Below are 15,235 nucleotides of genomic sequence, written 5' to 3' on the forward strand. Positions count from 1 at the left end.
AGCTCGCACAACCGGTCCACGTCATGGTCGAGCGCGTCGAACACCTCGACGATCTCCTCACGACCACTGACACCCATACCGCAAACCCTACGAACACCCACCGACAAAAACGGCCGCGTCGTGACCAAAGAAACCCAAGTGACACAAGGGATTACGCATTAAGCGCAAGGCCGAACAGGGCCCGCCCTAGTCTCGAACGACGATGACCGTCTTGCCGGGCCGCCGGCCCGGGCGGCCGCCGCTTTCGAACGCCTCGCGCCCCCGCTCGAGCGGGAACGTCTCGGCGATCTGCACCCGCAGCTGTCCGCTGTCGACCAGCGACGCCAACTCGGCCAGCTGATCCCGATTCGGTGTGACGATGAAAAAGATTGCCGCGACGCCATATTCGTCGGCGGCGCCCGCGGGCGGGGGCGCCGACAGGGTGACCAGCCGCCCACCCGGGCGGAGCACCGGAAACGATCGCTCCAACGTCTCACCGCCGACGGTGTCGATCACGACGTCGTAGACGGCGTCTTCGAATGTCTCGGTGCGGACGTCGATCACCCGGACGGCACCGAATCCCCGGACGAGGTCACCGGCATCGCTGCGCACCGTCGCGGTGACCCGCGCGCCCAGCATCGCGGCCAGCTGAACCGTCAGGGCGCCCACCCCGCCCGCGCCGCCGTGCACCAGCACGGCCTCATCCGGCCGCACGCCGGCGTGGTCCACCAGGGCCTGCAGGGCGGTGAGGCCGGCCAGCGGCAGCGCGGCGGCGGCGGCGTGCGACACGGTCGACGGCTTGGCGGCCAGGTCCCCCGCGGCGACGCAGACGAATTCGGCCGCCGCGCCGTCCCGGTCGAACTGGATCAGCCCGTACACCTCGTCGCCGGGCGCGAAGTCCGTCACACCCGGGGCCACCTCGGCGACGACGCCCGACACCTCATGCGACGGGATCACCGGCGTCCGGCTCACCCCGTCGCGGGTCCAGGTCTCCTCCCACGTCAACTCGTCGAACGTGATGGCGGCGGCGTGGACGGTCAGCAAGACTTCGCCCGCGGCCGGGACCGGCACCGGCGCCCGCTCGACCACCAGTTGCTCCGGGCCGCCCCGGTGGTGCGCCCGCAAAGCCCGCATCTCGGTCACGGTAGCCGCCAATCGATGGGATCGGCGCCCATGCCCGTGAGCAGTTCGTTGGCGCGGCTGAACGGACGCGATCCGAAGAACCCCCGGGATGCCGACAGCGGCGACGGGTGCGGCGACTCGATCGCCACGCAATTGCCCTCTGCCAGCATCGGTTTGAGCGTCGACGCGTCGCGGCCCCAGAGGATCGCCACCATCGGCTGTGAGCGCGCCGACAGCGCACGGATCGCGCACTCGGTCACCGCCTCCCAGCCCTTACCCCGGTGCGAGGCCGGATTACTCGGGCGCACGGTGAGCACCCTGTTCAGCAACATCACCCCGCGCTCGGCCCACGGCGTCAGGTCGCCACACGAGGGCTGCGGATGCCCGAGGTCGGCGGCGTACTCGTCGAAGATGTTGGCCAGGCTGCGCGGCAGCGGGCGCACGTCGGGGGCCACCGAAAAGCTCAGGCCCACCGCGTGGCCCGGCGTGGGGTAAGGGTCTTGCCCGACGATCAGCACCCGGACGCCGTCGAACGGAAAAGTGAACGCGCGCAACACGTTCGGCCCCGCCGGCAGGTACCTGCGCCCGGCCGCGATCTCGGCCCGCAGGAATTGGCCCATCGCGGCGACCTGATCGGCCACCGGCTGCAGCGCCCTCGCCCACCCCGGCTCGACGAGTTCGCTCAACGGCCGCGCCGTCGTCGCCGGTCCTTTCGAAGCATCAAGGCTCATCGCGCCACCCTAACGGTCATACGACTGCCAGCCGGCGTAGCCGGTCCACTCGTGCCCGTCGACAAGGACTTCGGCCTTTCCCTCGAGAACCCGTCCGATGATCCGCCATCCGGCGGGCGCGGGACCGGCGAAACATGCCACCAGGGCGTGGTCTTCACCACCGCCGAGCACCCACGACCATGGGTCGGCGCCCGCGGCGGCGGCCGCAGCGGTCAGTGCGTCGTGGTCGGCGGTGAGCGCCGCCGTGGACACATCCATCGCTACCGCCGATGCCTCGGCGACGTGCCGCAGGTCGGCGATCAGGCCGTCGGAGACGTCGATCATCGCTTGCGCTCCCCCAGCGGCCGCCGCTACGCCCTGGCCGTAGGGCGGCTGGGGAACCAGGTGCCGGCGGCGCAGCGAATCGAACCCCTCGATCCCCTTGCCGAACAACGAAAGCCCGGCCGCCGAGCGGCCGAGTTCACCGGCGACCGCGATCACCGAGCCCGCTGTCGCACCCGACCGCAGCACCGGTGCGCGGCCGTCGAGGTCACCCAGCACCGTCACGGAGATCACCCATTGCGGGCAGCTGACGAGGTCGCCGCCGGCGATGCCCGCGCCGATGCGCTGCGCCTCGTCCCACATGCCGCCGACCAGCCCGTCGACGTCGGCCGCCGGAGTGTCACCGGGCGCGCCGAACGCGACCACGAAGGCCGTCGGCCGGGCCCCCATCGCCTCGATGTCCGCGGCGTTCTGGGCGATCGCCTTGCGGCCGACGTCGCGGGGGGTCGACCAGTCCAGCCGAAAGTGCCGGTCCTGTACCAGCATGTCGGTCGACACCGCGATGCGCCCGTCCCTGGCTTGCACCACCGCCGCATCGTCACCCGGCCCGACCGCCACCGCCGCCGGCTGCCGACGGCCACGCACCAAACGATCGATGACGGCGAACTCCCCGAGCTGCTGCAGTGTGGGTTCCGATGCGTCGTCGCGCACGCCACCTCCTCCGGCGCTTGGGTCCCCCGCGTGGGCCTCTGTCGGGTCGCCGACCTGCGGTAAGTTGGTCTACTGCCCGCGCGAGCGGCCCGCGCCAGTGTAGAACCCTGCACCGCTGTGCCAGAGATAGGAGGTGCGCGGCGGTGACGACCGACCCCGATACCCGCCCCGCCGCCGACACCGGTCCGCCCGCCGCGATGATCATCGCCGCGGTCGCGGTGGCCGTCGTGGCGATCGGCGTGATCCTGGTGATCGCGGCGAATCGTGAGGCGCCGCCGCAACCGGTCGCCGTACCCGCCGCACCGGCGCCGCAGGCCGACAGCCCCGCATGCCGGGCGTTGGCCGGGGCGCTTCCGCAGCGGCTCGGCGATTATCAACGCGCGCCCATCGCCCAACCGGCGCCCCACGGCGCCGCCGCATGGCGGGCCGGCCCGGACGGCGAGCCCGTCGTGCTGCGCTGCGGACTCGACCGTCCCGCGGAATTCGTCGTGGGATCTCCGATTCAGGTCGTCGACCGCGTGCAGTGGTTCGCCGTGCGCCCCGAACAGCAATCCGCCAGTGATGCGGGCAGGTCCACCTGGTACACCGTGGATCGGCCGGTCTATGTGGCGCTCACGCTGCCCTCGGGATCCGGCCCGACGCCGATCCAGCAACTCTCCGAGGTGGTCGACCGCACCATCGCGGCGGTCCCGATCAACCCGGGGACCCCGGCTAGTTAACGCAGGCCCACACCGCGGGCCAACGCCGTCTCGACCATGGTCGCCAGCAGCGTCGGATAGTCCACCCCGCTGGCCGCCCACATCCTCGGGTACATCGAAATCGTGGTGAACCCGGGCATCGTGTTGATTTCGTTGAGCACCGGCCCGTCGTCGGTGAGGAAGAAGTCGACCCGGGCCAAACCCTGACAGTCGATGGCGTTGAACGCCCGGATCGCCAAATGCCGGATGGTGTCGGCGATGTCGTCGTCAACCTTGGCCGGGACGTCCAATTCCGCTGCGTCGTCCAGATATTTGGTGGCGAAGTCGTAGAACGAATCCTCGCGTCCGCGTACCCCGGCCACCCGGATCTCACCCAACGTGCTGGCTTCTATTGTGCCGTCAGGCATTTCGAGCACGCCGCACTCCAGCTCGCGGCCGACGATCGCCGCCTCCACGATCACTTTCGGGTCGTGGCGACGCGCGACCGCGACGGCGGCATCCAGGTCGTCCCAGCGCGCCACCCGGGTGACGCCGATCGAGGAGCCACCACGGGCGGGTTTGACGAACACCGGCAGACCCAGCCGCTCGCACTCGACGGGTCGCAGGGTCGACCGGGACGGGCGCAGCACCGCGTACGGGCCGACCGGAAGCCCTTCGGCGACGAACAGCTTCTTGGTGAACTCCTTGTCCATGCCCGCCGCGCTGGCCAGCACGCCGGCGCCGACATAGGGCACGCCCGCCAACTCCAGCAGACCCTGGATCGTGCCGTCTTCTCCGTACGGACCGTGCAGCACCGGGAACACCACGTCGACGGACGCCAGGACCTCGCCGGCCCCGGACGAGAGGGAGACCAGTTGGCCGCCGCGCCGCGGGTCCGCCGGCAGGGCCAGTTCGGTTCCCGACTGCGCGGTCACCTCGGGCAGCCGCCGGTCGCTGATGGCCAGCGCGTCGGGGTCCCCGTCGGTGAGCACCCACGACCCTTGCGGAGTGATGCCGATCGGGACCACCTCGAACCGCTCGGGGTCGAGATTGCGCAGGATGCTGCCCGCGGACACGCACGAAATGGCGTGCTCGTTGCTGCGCCCACCGAAGACGACGGCGACGCGCACGCGGCTTCCGCTGGCACTCACAACCTGGAGAGGCTACCGGTTGCGCGGCCCGCGGGCCGGGCGGCGGGCCACTAGCTGGGGTTTCGGTCGCGGCGCGGTCACTCGGGCTTGGTCCTGCGTCCCAGCAGCAGGGCCATCGCCTCGTCCACCGACAGCCCCTTGTGACAGACGCGGTGCACGGCGTCGGTGAGCGGCATCTCGACGTCGTAACTGGACGCGAGCGCCAGCACCGACTCGCTGGACGTCACGCCTTCGACGACGTGCCCTTCCCCTGCCCGCATCGCCGATTCCATCGTCCCGCCGCGACCCAGGCGCTCGCCGAACGATCGGTTCCGCGAATACGGCGACGTGCACGTCGCGACCAGGTCACCGACGCCGGCCAGCCCGGCCAGCGTGGCGCCCTTGGCGCCGAGCGCAATGCCCAGCCGCATGATCTCGGCCAGACCGCGGGTGATGATCGCCGCCGCGGTGTTTTCGCCAAGCCCGACGCCGGCCGCCATGCCGCACGCGAGCGCGATGACGTTCTTGCACGCCCCGCCGATCTCGGTGCCGACGACATCGCTGTTGGTGTACGGCCGGAGATATCCGGTGTTCAGCATGCGCTGCAGGGCGACCGCGCGCCCGGAGTCGCTGCACGCGACGACGGTGGCGGCGGGCTGGCATTCGGCGATCTCGCTGGCCAGGTTGGGCCCCGAGACCACCGCGACCTGAGCCGGATCGACACCCGTCACCGAAACGATGACCTGGCTCATCCGCATCAGCGTGCCCAGCTCGATGCCCTTGGCCAGGCTGACCAGGGTGGCGCCGTCGGCTATCAGCGGTGCCCACCCTTCGAGGTTGGCGCGCATCGTCTGCGCGGGGACCGCCAACAGCACCGTCGAGGCAAAGCCCAGCGCCTCCGCCGCATCGGTGGTGGCGCGGACGTTCGCCGGCAGTATCGCGCCGGGCAGATAGTCGGGGTTGGAGCGGGTGGCGTTGATCCGGTCGGCGACCTCGGATCGACGGGCCCACAACATGACCTCCACGTCGGGTTCGCCGGCCTCGACGAGCACCTTGGCCAGCGCGGTGCCCCACGCCCCGGCACCCATGACCGCGATGGCGCCCTTCGAGCTGGCCATCCACCACCCCCGTCTGTCGTCTCCGCGTGTTGCAGCCGATACACCCTAGATCAGCGGCCGTCACGCGAGCTAGCGCGTCCGCGTTCACCGGTCGCTGGCAGGATGAGATCTCATGAGCGGCACACGAGCCGACGAAGCGGGCAGAGACGTCGCCCTGATCGTCGCCGTCAAACGCTTGGCCGCGGCCAAGACGAGGCTGGCCCCGGTGTTCTCGGCGCGCACCCGGGAGAGCGTGGTGCTGGCCATGCTGATCGACACCCTGACCGCCGCGGGCCGGGTGGCATCGTTGGGCTCGATCACCGTCATCACGCCCGATGAGGCCGCGGCCGCCGCGGCGACCGAGCTGGGCGCCGAGGTGCTGGCCGACCCGACGCCCGAGGGGCACGGCGACCCGCTCAACAACGCCATCGCCACCGCCGAACGGGCCGTCGGCGGTTTTTTCCCGAATGTCGTTGCGTTGCAGGGGGATTTGCCGGCGCTTCAGACGCAGGAGCTGGCCGAGGCGATCGCCGCCGCGCGTCATCACCGGCGCAGCTTCGTCGCCGACCGGCTGGCCACGGGAACCGCGGCCCTCTTCGCCTTCGGCGCACCGCTCGATCCGCAGTTCGGTTCCGATTCGTCGGCGCGACACCGGCGTTCGGGTGCTATCGAGCTGACCGGTGCGTGGCCGGGCCTGCGCTGCGACGTCGACACTCCCGACGACCTCGCCACCGCACGCCGGCTGGGGGTGGGCGCGGCCACCGCCCGTGCGCTCGCCCAGCACTGACTCGACCGGCGACGCGGCGTACCTGTCCACGCGGTGAACGTCGGCCCAACGGCGAATGGATGTCCGCCGAGCGCTAGCAGCATCGGCGAGTGATGAGCAATGATCGCAGGGTGACCGAAACCGAAGCTGAGGCGCGCCCCGAAGAGAACTTGTGGCATCAAGGCGACTCGGCCGTGGCAGCGCCGCCCGCCGCGACGCCCTCCGCGCTGACCGACCTGCCGGAGGACCGCTATCTCAACCGGGAGCTGAGCTGGCTGGACTTCAACGCCCGCGTGCTGGCGCTGGCCGCCGACAGCTCGTTGCCATTGTTGGAGCGGGCCAAGTTTCTGGCGATCTTCGCCTCCAACCTCGACGAGTTCTACATGGTCCGGGTCGCCGGCCTGAAGCGCCGCGACGAGATGGGGCTGTCGGTGCGCTCCGCCGACGGCCTGACGCCGCGCGAGCAACTGGCCCTGATCGGTGAGCAGACGCAGCGGATCGCGACCCGGCACGCGCGGGTGTTTCTCGATTCGGTGCGACCGGCGCTCGCCGAGGAAGGCATACATATAGTCACGTGGGCCGATTTGGATCAGAGCGAGCGCGATGAACTGTCCACCTATTTCCACGAACAAGTCTTTCCCGTTCTCACGCCGCTCGCCGTCGATCCCGCTCACCCCTTCCCGTTCGTCAGTGGCCTGAGCCTGAACCTGGCGGTCATGGTGCGCCAGCCCGAGGACGGCGGCCAGCACTTCGCGCGAGTGAAGGTGCCCAACAACGTCGATCGCTTCGTCGAACTGGGCGCGCGCGAGACCGATGACGGCGAAGGCCCCACCATAATTCGCTACCTGCCAATGGAAGAGCTGATCGCGGCCTTCCTGCCGGTGCTGTTCCCTGGCATGGAGATCGTCCAGCATCATGCCTTCCGCATCACCCGCAACGCGGACTACGAGGTCGAAGAGGACCGCGACGAAGACCTGTTGCAAGCGCTGGAACGGGAATTGGCGCGCAGGCGGTTCGGGTCGCCGGTGCGACTCGAGGTCGCCAACGACATGACCGAGAGCATGCTGGAACTGCTGCTGCGCGAACTCGACGTGAACCCGGGTGACGTCATCGAGGTGCCGGGCCTACTCGACCTTTCGTCGTTGTGGCAGGTCTACAGCGTCGACCGGCCGGCGCTGAAAGACCCGGCATTCGTCCCGGCCACCAGTCCCGCATTCGTCGACCGCGAGACGCCCAGGAGCATCTTCGCAACGCTGCGCGAAGGCGATGTGCTGCTTCATCATCCGTATGAGTCGTTCTCCACCAGCGTGCAGCGATTCATCGAGCAGGCCGCCGCCGATCCGAATGTGCTGGCGATCAAGCAGACTCTGTACCGCACATCCGGCGATTCGCCGATCGTTCGGGCGCTCATCGCCGCCGCGGAGGCCGGCAAGCAAGTGGTGGCGCTCGTGGAGATCAAGGCGCGCTTCGACGAGCAGGCCAACATCCGCTGGGCGCGAACGCTGGAGCAGGCGGGCGTGCACGTCGTATACGGGTACGTCGGGCTCAAGACGCACTGCAAGACCTGCCTGGTGGTCCGGCGCGAGGGCTCGGCGATCCGGCGCTACTGCCACATCGGAACCGGCAACTACAACGGAAAGACGGCGCGACTGTACGAAGACGTCGGTCTGCTGACAGCCTCTCCCGAGATCGGGGCCGATCTGACCGACCTGTTCAATTCGCTTACCGGCTACTCGCGCAAGGTCTCCTACCGCAACCTTCTGGTCGCCCCGCACGGGATTCGCACCGGCATCATCGAACGCGTCGAGCGCGAGATCGCCGCCCACCGCGAACACGGCGGCGGCCGGATCCGGCTCAAGATGAATGCGCTCGTCGACGAGCAGGTCATCGACGCGCTCTACCGCGCGTCGATGGCGGACGTGCGGGTGGAGGTGGTGGTGCGCGGCATCTGCGCGCTGCGCCCCGGCGCCGAAGGATTCTCGGAGAACATCGCGGTGCGCTCGATTCTCGGCCGCTTCCTCGAGCATTCCCGCATCATGCATTTCAATCGCATCAACGAGTTTTGGATCGGCAGCGCGGACATGATGCACCGCAACCTCGACCGCCGCGTCGAGGCGCTGGTTCAGGTGAAGGATCCCAGGCTGACCTCATATCTGGACGACCTGTTCGAGTCCGCGCTGGACCCGTCCACCCGGTGCTGGGAGCTGGGGCCCGACGGACAGTGGATCGCGTCACCGCACGACGGCCACACCGTGCGCGACCATCAAGTGTCGTTGATGGAGCGACACCGCAGTCCGTAGCCTCTGCGTGGTGATTTACGGTGGTCTTCCGGCCGCACCGCAAACGTGTGCGCGGTCCCGACCGAATTGACCTGCAGGAGTTGAGTTGCCGACCAAGAGCTCGTCCACCGCTCGGCGTCCGGGAAGCCGGATCGTCTATGCCGCCGGCGCGGTCTTGTGGCGGCCGACCGATTCCTCCAACCCCGGCCTCGAGCTCGCGGTGATCCACCGCCCCCGCTACGACGACTGGTCGCTGCCGAAGGGGAAGGTGGATCCGGGCGAGACCGCGCCCGTCGCCGCGGTGCGGGAAGTGTGCGAGGAGACGGGGCAGCATGCGGTCCTGGGCCGTCGGCTCGACATGGTGAGTTACCCGATCGAGGCGGGCGTCAAGAAGGTCTACTACTGGGCGGCGCGCAGCCATGGCGGAGACTTCATCCCCGGCAACGAGGTCGACGAACTGGTGTGGTTGCCGATACCCGACGCGCTGAAGAGACTGAGCTATTCGCATGACCGAAAGATGTTGCGCCACTTCATGAAGCACCCTGCCGACACCCGCTCGGTGGTGGTGGTGCGACATGGCACGGCGGGACGGAAATCACGGTTCAAGGGCGACGACACCCAGCGACCGCTGGACAAACGCGGGCGCGCGCAGGCCGAGGCACTGGTTCCGCAGCTGCTGGCGTTCGGCGCCACCGACGTGTATGCGGCCGACCGCCTGCGCTGCCACCAGACGGTGGAACCGCTGGCCGAGGAATTGGGCGTGACGGTGCACAACGAGCCGACCCTCACCGAGGAGGCGTACGGCAAGAGCCCCAAACGCGGCCGGCACCGAATGCTCGAGATCGCCGAGCACGAAGGCACACCGGTCATTTGCACTCAGGGCAAGGTGATTCCGGACTTGATCGCGTGGTGGTGCGAGCGGGACGGGATACGTCCCGACAAGTCGCGCAACCACAAGGGCAGCACCTGGGTGCTTTCACTATCAGGTGGCCGGCTGGTGGCCGCCGACCACATCGGCGGCGCGCTGGCCGCCAACGTGCGGGCCTGACACGCGAATACCCTTCGGGCGCACCACTGCGGCCCGAAGGGTATTCGCGTTGAGAACTCGGCTGCTGCCTTAACGGCGACCGCGACGCGCGGTGGCCTTCTTGGCCGGAGCCTTCTTCGCCGCGGTCTTCTTGGCCGGCGCCTTGGTCGCGGCCTTCTTGGCCGGAGCCTTCTTCGCCACGACCTTCTTCGCCGCGGTCTTCTTGGCCGGGGCCTTGGTCGCGGCCTTCTTGGCCGGGGCCTTGGTCGCGGCCTTCTTGGCCGGGGCCTTGGTCGCCGCCTTCTTGGCCGGGGCCTTCTTGGCGGCGGTCTTCTTCGCCGCGGCCTTCTTGGCGGGAGCCTTCTTGGCGGCGGTCTTCTTGGCCGCGCCGCTTGCCACTACACCACGCTTCACTGCAGGTCCTTCCGACGGGAGACGCTGTGCGCCAGAGACAACCGCTTTGAATTGAGCACCGGGGCGGAACGCCGGGACGGAGGTCGGCTTTACCTTCACCGTCTCGCCGGTACGCGGGTTGCGGGCCACGCGGGCCGCGCGGCGCCGTTGCTCGAAAACACCGAACCCGGTAATGGTGACGCTGTCGCCCTTGTGCACGGCACGCACAATGGTGTCGACGACGTTCTCGACGGCGGCGGTTGCCTGCCGACGGTCGGTGTTCAATTTTTGAGTGAGCACATCTATGAGCTCTGCCTTATTCATCCAATCCCTCCGACGCTAGTGGTCCTCGATTTGAACCGACTAGTGCACACGGTAAACCCTCACCCAGCAAATTTCCAAGAGCCACGCGCAATTTCAGGGTCGGACAATCCGACGTTTCGCAATCCGGTTGCCGCCCTTGACCGGTGGCGGGACTGGGAAATCGGCCCGGTTTAGTTAGGTGAGCGAGAAGAAATTCCGGCGTTCTCGACCGTTCAGGAGGCGGGCAGAGTGCGCGGTTTCCACTGCGGATAGGCGGCCTCGTAAGATTCGATCTTGTCGAGTTTCCGCAGCGTAAGGGCTATATCGTCGAGGCCTTCGAGCAATCGCCATGCGGTGTGGTCGTCAATCTTGAACGGCAACACCGTCGTTCCGGCGGTGATATTTCGATCTTGAAGATTGGCAGTGATTTCCAGTCCCGGACTCTGCTCGATGAGCTTCCAAAGGAGTTCCACGCCGTCCTGAGAAACTTCGGCCGCCAGCAGACCCGCCTTCCCGGCGTTGCCCCGGAAGATGTCACCGAATCGAGACGAGATGACCACCCGGAACCCGTAGTCCATGAGCGCCCACACCGCGTGCTCGCGGGACGAGCCGGTCCCGAAATCGGGGCCGGCGACCAGGACCGTCCCACGGTCAAAGGGACTGAGGTTGAGGACGAATGAGGGATCCGAGCGCCAGCTGGCGAACAACCCATCCTCGAAACCGGTTCGGGTGACGCGCTTCAAATACACCGCCGGAATGATCTGATCGGTGTCGACATTGGACCGCCGCAACGGCACGCCGATACCGGTGTGGGAGTGAAATGCTTCCATGCTCATCTCTTCTTCTCGATTGGGTCAGTTCAAATCGGCCGGGGCGGACAATGTGCCGCGAACCGCCGTCGCGGCGGCTACGGCCGGTGACACCAGATGCGTGCGGCCGCCTTTCCCCTGGCGCCCTTCGAAGTTGCGGTTCGACGTGGCCGCGCACCGCTCACCCGGCGCCAGCTGGTCCGGGTTCATTCCCAGGCACATCGAGCAGCCCGCCTGTCGCCATTCGGCGCCAGCTGCGGTGAAAACCTCGCCCAGCCCTTCGGCTTCGGCCTGCGCCCGCACCCGCATGGACCCGGGCACCACGAGCATCCGCACTCCGGGCGCCAGCTTGCGGCCGCGCAGCACGTCGGCGACCACCCGCAGGTCTTCGATACGACCGTTGGTACAAGAGCCCACGAACACGGTGTCGACCGCAATATCGCGCATCGGAGTGCCCGGCCGAAGGTCCATGTAAGCCAAGGCTTTCTCGGCGGCCTGCCGCTCGGCGTCACCGGCCATCAGCTCCGGGTCGGGCACGGCCGCGGCCAGCGGCACTCCCTGACCGGGATTGGTTCCCCACGTCACGAACGGACTCAACGATGTTGCGTCGAGGCGGACCTCGGTGTCGAAGACGGCACCGGGGTCGGTGTGCAACTCCTGCCAATAGCGCATCGCCGCGTCCCATTGCGCCCCCTGCGGCGCGTGCGGTTTGTCGCGCAGGAATTCAAAGGTGGTGGCGTCCGGGGCTACCATGCCCGCTCTGGCGCCGGCCTCGATGCTCATGTTGCAGATCGTCATCCGGCCTTCCATCGACAGTGATTCGATGGCGCTGCCGCGGTATTCGATGACGTGCCCCTGACCGCCGCCGGTGCCGATCTTGGCGATCAAGGTGAGAATGATGTCCTTGGCCGTCACCCCGGCGGGCAATTCGCCCTCGACATTGACCGCCATCGTCTTGAACGGCCGCAGCGGCAACGTCTGCGTGGCAAGCACGTGCTCGACCTCCGAGGTGCCAATGCCCATTGCCAGTGCGCCGAATGCGCCGTGCGTCGACGTGTGACTATCACCACAGACAACGGTCATTCCCGGTTGGGTCAGACCCAATTGCGGCCCGACGACATGCACGATGCCCTGCTCGATATTGCCCATCGGATAAAGGCGAATGCCGAATTCGGCGCAGTTGCGGCGCAACGTTTCGACCTGGGTGCGCGACACCGGGTCGGCGATCGGCTTGTCGATGTCGACAGTGGGCACATTGTGATCCTCGGTGGCCAGTGTCAGATCGGGCCGTCGCACCGGACGGCCGGCCAGCCGCAGCCCATCGAAGGCCTGCGGGCTGGTGACCTCGTGCACCAGATGCAGATCGATGTAGATCAGGTCGGGCGCCCCCCCGTGTTCGGGGTCGCTCCCTTTATCCACAACGTGGTCGTCCCAGACCTTTTCGGCCAGGGTGCGCGGCTTGCCGGATCCCATCTGCATTCGCCTCAATTCCTCATCCGCGGCTCGCCGATCGACCATGGGCTGTGATCTCAGAGTGCGAGACGCTAGTATCTCCTTGTGAGACAGCATAGCGGCATCGGCGTACTCGACAAAGCTGTGGATGTCCTGCACACCGTTGCCCAATCCCCATGCGGACTGGCCGAACTGTGCGAACGAACCGGATTGCCCAGGGCCACCGCGTATCGGCTGGCCGCAGCGCTGGAGATCCATCGCCTGCTGGCCCGCGACGACGAAGGCCGCTGGGGACTCGGTCCGGCCGTCACCGAGCTCGCCGCCCATGTCAACGATCCGCTGCTGGCCGCCAGTGCGGGGGTGCTTCCCCTGCTGCGCGAGACCACCGGGGAAAGCGTGCAGCTGTACCGCCGCGAGGGCACGGAACGGGTCTGTGTGGCAGCCCTGGAACCGGCTGCGGGCCTTCGCGATACGGTCCCGGTCGGGGCGCGATTGCCGATGACGGCGGGCTCGGGCGCCAAGGTGCTGTTGGCCCACAGCGACGCGGCGACGCAAAAAGCGGTGCTACCGTCCGCGAAATTCACCGAGCGCACGCTGGCCGAAGTGCGCCGGCGCGGCTGGGCACAAAGCGTGGCCGAGCGCGAGCCCGGGGTGGCGAGCGTGTCGGTTCCCGTGCGCGACAGCCGCGGTGCCGTGATCGCCGCAATCTCGGTGTCGGGACCCGTCGACCGCATCGGCCGGCGTCCCGGCGCGCGCTGGGCCGCCGATCTACTGGCCGCGGCCGAAGCGCTCACCCGCCGGCTCTGACCGTCGCGTGGATGCTTCCTTCGCGACCGGCGCACAATCGAGCGCACGGGGCCTGACAGACTGACCGCCATGGGAACCAATCAGCGCGCGAGCATCGTCATGTCCGATGACGAAATCGCCGACTTCGTCGTCAAGAGCCGCACCGGCACGCTGGCCACCGTCGGCCCCGACGGCCAGCCGCACCTGACCGCAATGTGGTACGCCGTCGTGGACGGCGAGATCTGGCTCGAGACCAAGGCCAAGTCGCAGAAGGCGGTCAACCTCAAACGCGATCCCCGGGTGAGCTTCCTGATCGAGGACGGCGACACCTATGACACGTTGCGTGGCGTGTCGTTCGAGGGCGTCGCCGAGATCGTCGACGACCCCGACGTCGCACACCGGGTCGGGGTCAGCGTGTTCGAGCGTTACACCGGGCCTTACACCGACGAGATGAAGCCGTTCGTCGAGCAGATGATGAACAAGCGCGTCTGCGTGCGAATCGTCGCCCACCGCGCCCGCTCGTGGGATCACCGCAAACTCGGTCTGCCGGCCATGCCCGTGGGTGGATCCACCGCACCGGCAGTGCTGGGCACCGGCCAATAATTTTTTGTAGCCCCGATGGGATTCGAACCCACGCTACCGCCGTGAGAGGGCGGCGTCCTAGGCCGCTAGACGACGGGGCCGGACACGATCCGGAGAGTCAGCATAGCTCACGCTCCAAACCCCACCTAATCGCTTGAGGTGGCGAGATTTTGCTGGGGTACCAGGACTCGAACCTAGAATGGCTGAACCAGAATCAGCTGTGTTGCCAATTACACCATACCCCATTGGCTGCCTAAAACCGCTGGTCAACGGTCATTTGGAGCCGCATCGAGCTGCTCGGAAGACCGCTGCCGCCAACCGTTGTCGGCCTTTGTGAGCCGCAGTGCAGACTACCAAAGACTCTCGGGACAATCCGCATGCGAGGCCCGCGAGGTCTAGGGCCTATCCGGCGACCGTTTCGCGTGCGGCGCGTAGCCGCTGCACGCTGCGGTCACGGCCGAGCAGCTCCAGCGATTCGAACAACGGCGGGCTGACCGTCGTTCCCGTGGCGGCCACCCGGATCGGACCGAACGCCTTACGCGGTTTGAGGCCGAGGCTTTCGATGAGCGCACCCTTGAGGGCGGCCTCGATCTGCGCCGTGGTCCAGTCCGTCACGCCGTCCAGCGCCGCCAGCGCGGCGTCCAGCACCGCGGCGGCGTCCGGACCGAGCTCCTTGGCGGCGGCCTTGGGGTCGATGGCGTATTCGTCGTCGTTGAGGAACCTGAGCAGGTCCCACGCGTCGGCGAGCACGACGATGCGCGTCTGGACCAGGTCGGCGGCGGTGGCGAACGCCGCGCCGTCCAATCCGACGCGATGTCCGTGGACGTCGAAGTAGTCGCGCAGCCGGCGCGCGAAATCCGCGGGCTCGAGCATGCGGATGTGCTCACCGTTGAGGGCGTCGGCCTTCTTCTGATCGAAGCGGGCCGGGTTGGAATTGACGTCGACGACGTCGAACGCGGCGACCATTTCGTCGAGACTGAACAGGTCGTGGTCGTCGGCGATCGCCCAGCCGAGCAACGCGAGATAGTTCAGCAGCCCCTCGGGGATGAAGCCGCGGTCGCGGTGGGCGAACAGATTCGACTGCGGGTCGCGCTTGGAGAGTTTCTTGGTCCCCTCCCCCAATACCGTTG

15 protein-coding genes and 2 tRNA genes are annotated in these 15,235 nt (G+C 68.0%); 6 read left to right on the forward strand and 11 right to left on the reverse strand.

Annotated elements, in window-relative coordinates:
- Positions 1 to 186: 186 nt before the first annotated feature.
- From A5711_RS16205 to A5711_RS16215, 3 genes are read right to left on the reverse strand one after another with little or no spacing between them, the layout of a single operon-like run.
- On the reverse strand, positions 187 to 1,113 hold the full coding sequence (locus A5711_RS16205) for an NADP-dependent oxidoreductase (RefSeq protein ID WP_067948237.1): 927 nt from the start codon (positions 1,111 to 1,113) through the stop codon (positions 187 to 189).
- Between the two features lie 5 nt (positions 1,114 to 1,118).
- Positions 1,119 to 1,832 (reverse strand): uracil-DNA glycosylase, encoded by a 714-nt coding sequence (locus A5711_RS16210; protein ID WP_067948216.1) that lies wholly within the window; start codon positions 1,830 to 1,832, stop codon positions 1,119 to 1,121.
- A 9-nt stretch (positions 1,833 to 1,841) separates the two neighbouring features.
- Positions 1,842 to 2,804, reverse strand: coding sequence for a thiamine-phosphate kinase (locus A5711_RS16215; RefSeq protein WP_067948217.1), 963 nt, complete (start codon positions 2,802 to 2,804; stop codon positions 1,842 to 1,844).
- Positions 2,805 to 3,001: 197 nt separating this feature from the next.
- Between A5711_RS16215 and A5711_RS16220 the strand changes: the two genes are divergently transcribed.
- Positions 3,002 to 3,523, forward strand: coding sequence for a DUF3515 domain-containing protein (locus tag A5711_RS16220; protein WP_082953420.1), 522 nt, complete (start codon positions 3,002 to 3,004; stop codon positions 3,521 to 3,523).
- Here the strand turns inward: A5711_RS16220 and A5711_RS16225 are convergent.
- Positions 3,520 to 4,632 (reverse strand): D-alanine--D-alanine ligase family protein, encoded by a 1,113-nt coding sequence (locus A5711_RS16225; protein WP_067948221.1) that lies wholly within the window; start codon positions 4,630 to 4,632, stop codon positions 3,520 to 3,522. The two genes, A5711_RS16220 and A5711_RS16225, sit on opposite strands and share 4 nt — an antisense overlap.
- 77 nt (positions 4,633 to 4,709) lie before the next feature.
- Positions 4,710 to 5,729, reverse strand: coding sequence for an NAD(P)H-dependent glycerol-3-phosphate dehydrogenase (locus A5711_RS16230; RefSeq protein WP_067948223.1), 1,020 nt, complete (start codon positions 5,727 to 5,729; stop codon positions 4,710 to 4,712).
- Between the two features lie 112 nt (positions 5,730 to 5,841).
- Between A5711_RS16230 and cofC the strand changes: the two genes are divergently transcribed.
- From cofC to A5711_RS16245, 3 genes are all read left to right on the forward strand, one after another.
- Entirely contained in the window at positions 5,842 to 6,495 is a 654-nt protein-coding gene (gene cofC / locus A5711_RS16235) for a 2-phospho-L-lactate guanylyltransferase (RefSeq protein ID WP_067948225.1), read from the forward strand.
- A gap of 89 nt (positions 6,496 to 6,584) precedes the next feature.
- Positions 6,585 to 8,774, forward strand: a complete 2,190-nt coding sequence (locus A5711_RS16240; RefSeq protein WP_067948226.1) for an RNA degradosome polyphosphate kinase — start codon at positions 6,585 to 6,587, stop codon at positions 8,772 to 8,774.
- A gap of 85 nt (positions 8,775 to 8,859) precedes the next feature.
- Positions 8,860 to 9,801 carry an NUDIX hydrolase gene (locus tag A5711_RS16245; protein WP_067948227.1) on the forward strand — a complete coding sequence of 314 codons (942 nt, stop codon included), beginning with the start codon at positions 8,860 to 8,862 and terminating at the stop codon, positions 9,799 to 9,801.
- Between the two features lie 69 nt (positions 9,802 to 9,870).
- On the opposite strand, the gene A5711_RS16250 is transcribed toward A5711_RS16245, so the two are convergent.
- From A5711_RS16250 to leuC, 3 genes are all read right to left on the reverse strand, one after another.
- Entirely contained in the window at positions 9,871 to 10,497 is a 627-nt protein-coding gene (locus A5711_RS16250) for an HU family DNA-binding protein (RefSeq protein ID WP_067948229.1), read from the reverse strand.
- A 212-nt stretch (positions 10,498 to 10,709) separates the two neighbouring features.
- Positions 10,710 to 11,306, reverse strand: coding sequence for a 3-isopropylmalate dehydratase small subunit (gene leuD / locus A5711_RS16255; protein ID WP_067948231.1), 597 nt, complete (start codon positions 11,304 to 11,306; stop codon positions 10,710 to 10,712).
- A 24-nt stretch (positions 11,307 to 11,330) separates the two neighbouring features.
- The gene (gene leuC, locus A5711_RS16260; protein WP_156744967.1) at positions 11,331 to 12,764 is read right to left on the reverse strand and encodes a 3-isopropylmalate dehydratase large subunit; all 1,434 of its coding nucleotides are present in this window, start codon (positions 12,762 to 12,764) and stop codon (positions 11,331 to 11,333) included.
- 78 nt (positions 12,765 to 12,842) lie between these two features.
- On the opposite strand from leuC, the gene A5711_RS16265 reads away from it, so the two are divergent.
- Together A5711_RS16265 and A5711_RS16270 are read left to right on the forward strand one after the other, a co-directional pair.
- Positions 12,843 to 13,544 (forward strand): IclR family transcriptional regulator, encoded by a 702-nt coding sequence (locus A5711_RS16265; protein ID WP_067948233.1) that lies wholly within the window; start codon positions 12,843 to 12,845, stop codon positions 13,542 to 13,544.
- A 69-nt stretch (positions 13,545 to 13,613) separates the two neighbouring features.
- Entirely contained in the window at positions 13,614 to 14,126 is a 513-nt protein-coding gene (locus tag A5711_RS16270; protein WP_067948235.1) for a pyridoxamine 5'-phosphate oxidase family protein, read from the forward strand.
- Between the two features lie 7 nt (positions 14,127 to 14,133).
- Here the strand turns inward: A5711_RS16270 and A5711_RS16275 are convergent.
- The 3 genes from A5711_RS16275 to A5711_RS16285 all read right to left on the reverse strand — a co-directional run.
- A tRNA-Glu gene (locus tag A5711_RS16275) sits at positions 14,134 to 14,206 on the reverse strand.
- A gap of 72 nt (positions 14,207 to 14,278) precedes the next feature.
- Positions 14,279 to 14,350: transfer RNA gene (locus A5711_RS16280), tRNA-Gln, on the reverse strand.
- Between the two features lie 157 nt (positions 14,351 to 14,507).
- The coding region (locus A5711_RS16285; protein WP_231987022.1) for a glutamate--tRNA ligase family protein at positions 14,508 to 15,235 on the reverse strand (728 nt) is incomplete at its 5' end.

Origin of the sequence: Mycobacterium sp. E2238 (assembly GCF_001672665.1) — a bacterium.
GTDB lineage: Bacteria > Actinomycetota > Actinomycetes > Mycobacteriales > Mycobacteriaceae > Mycobacterium.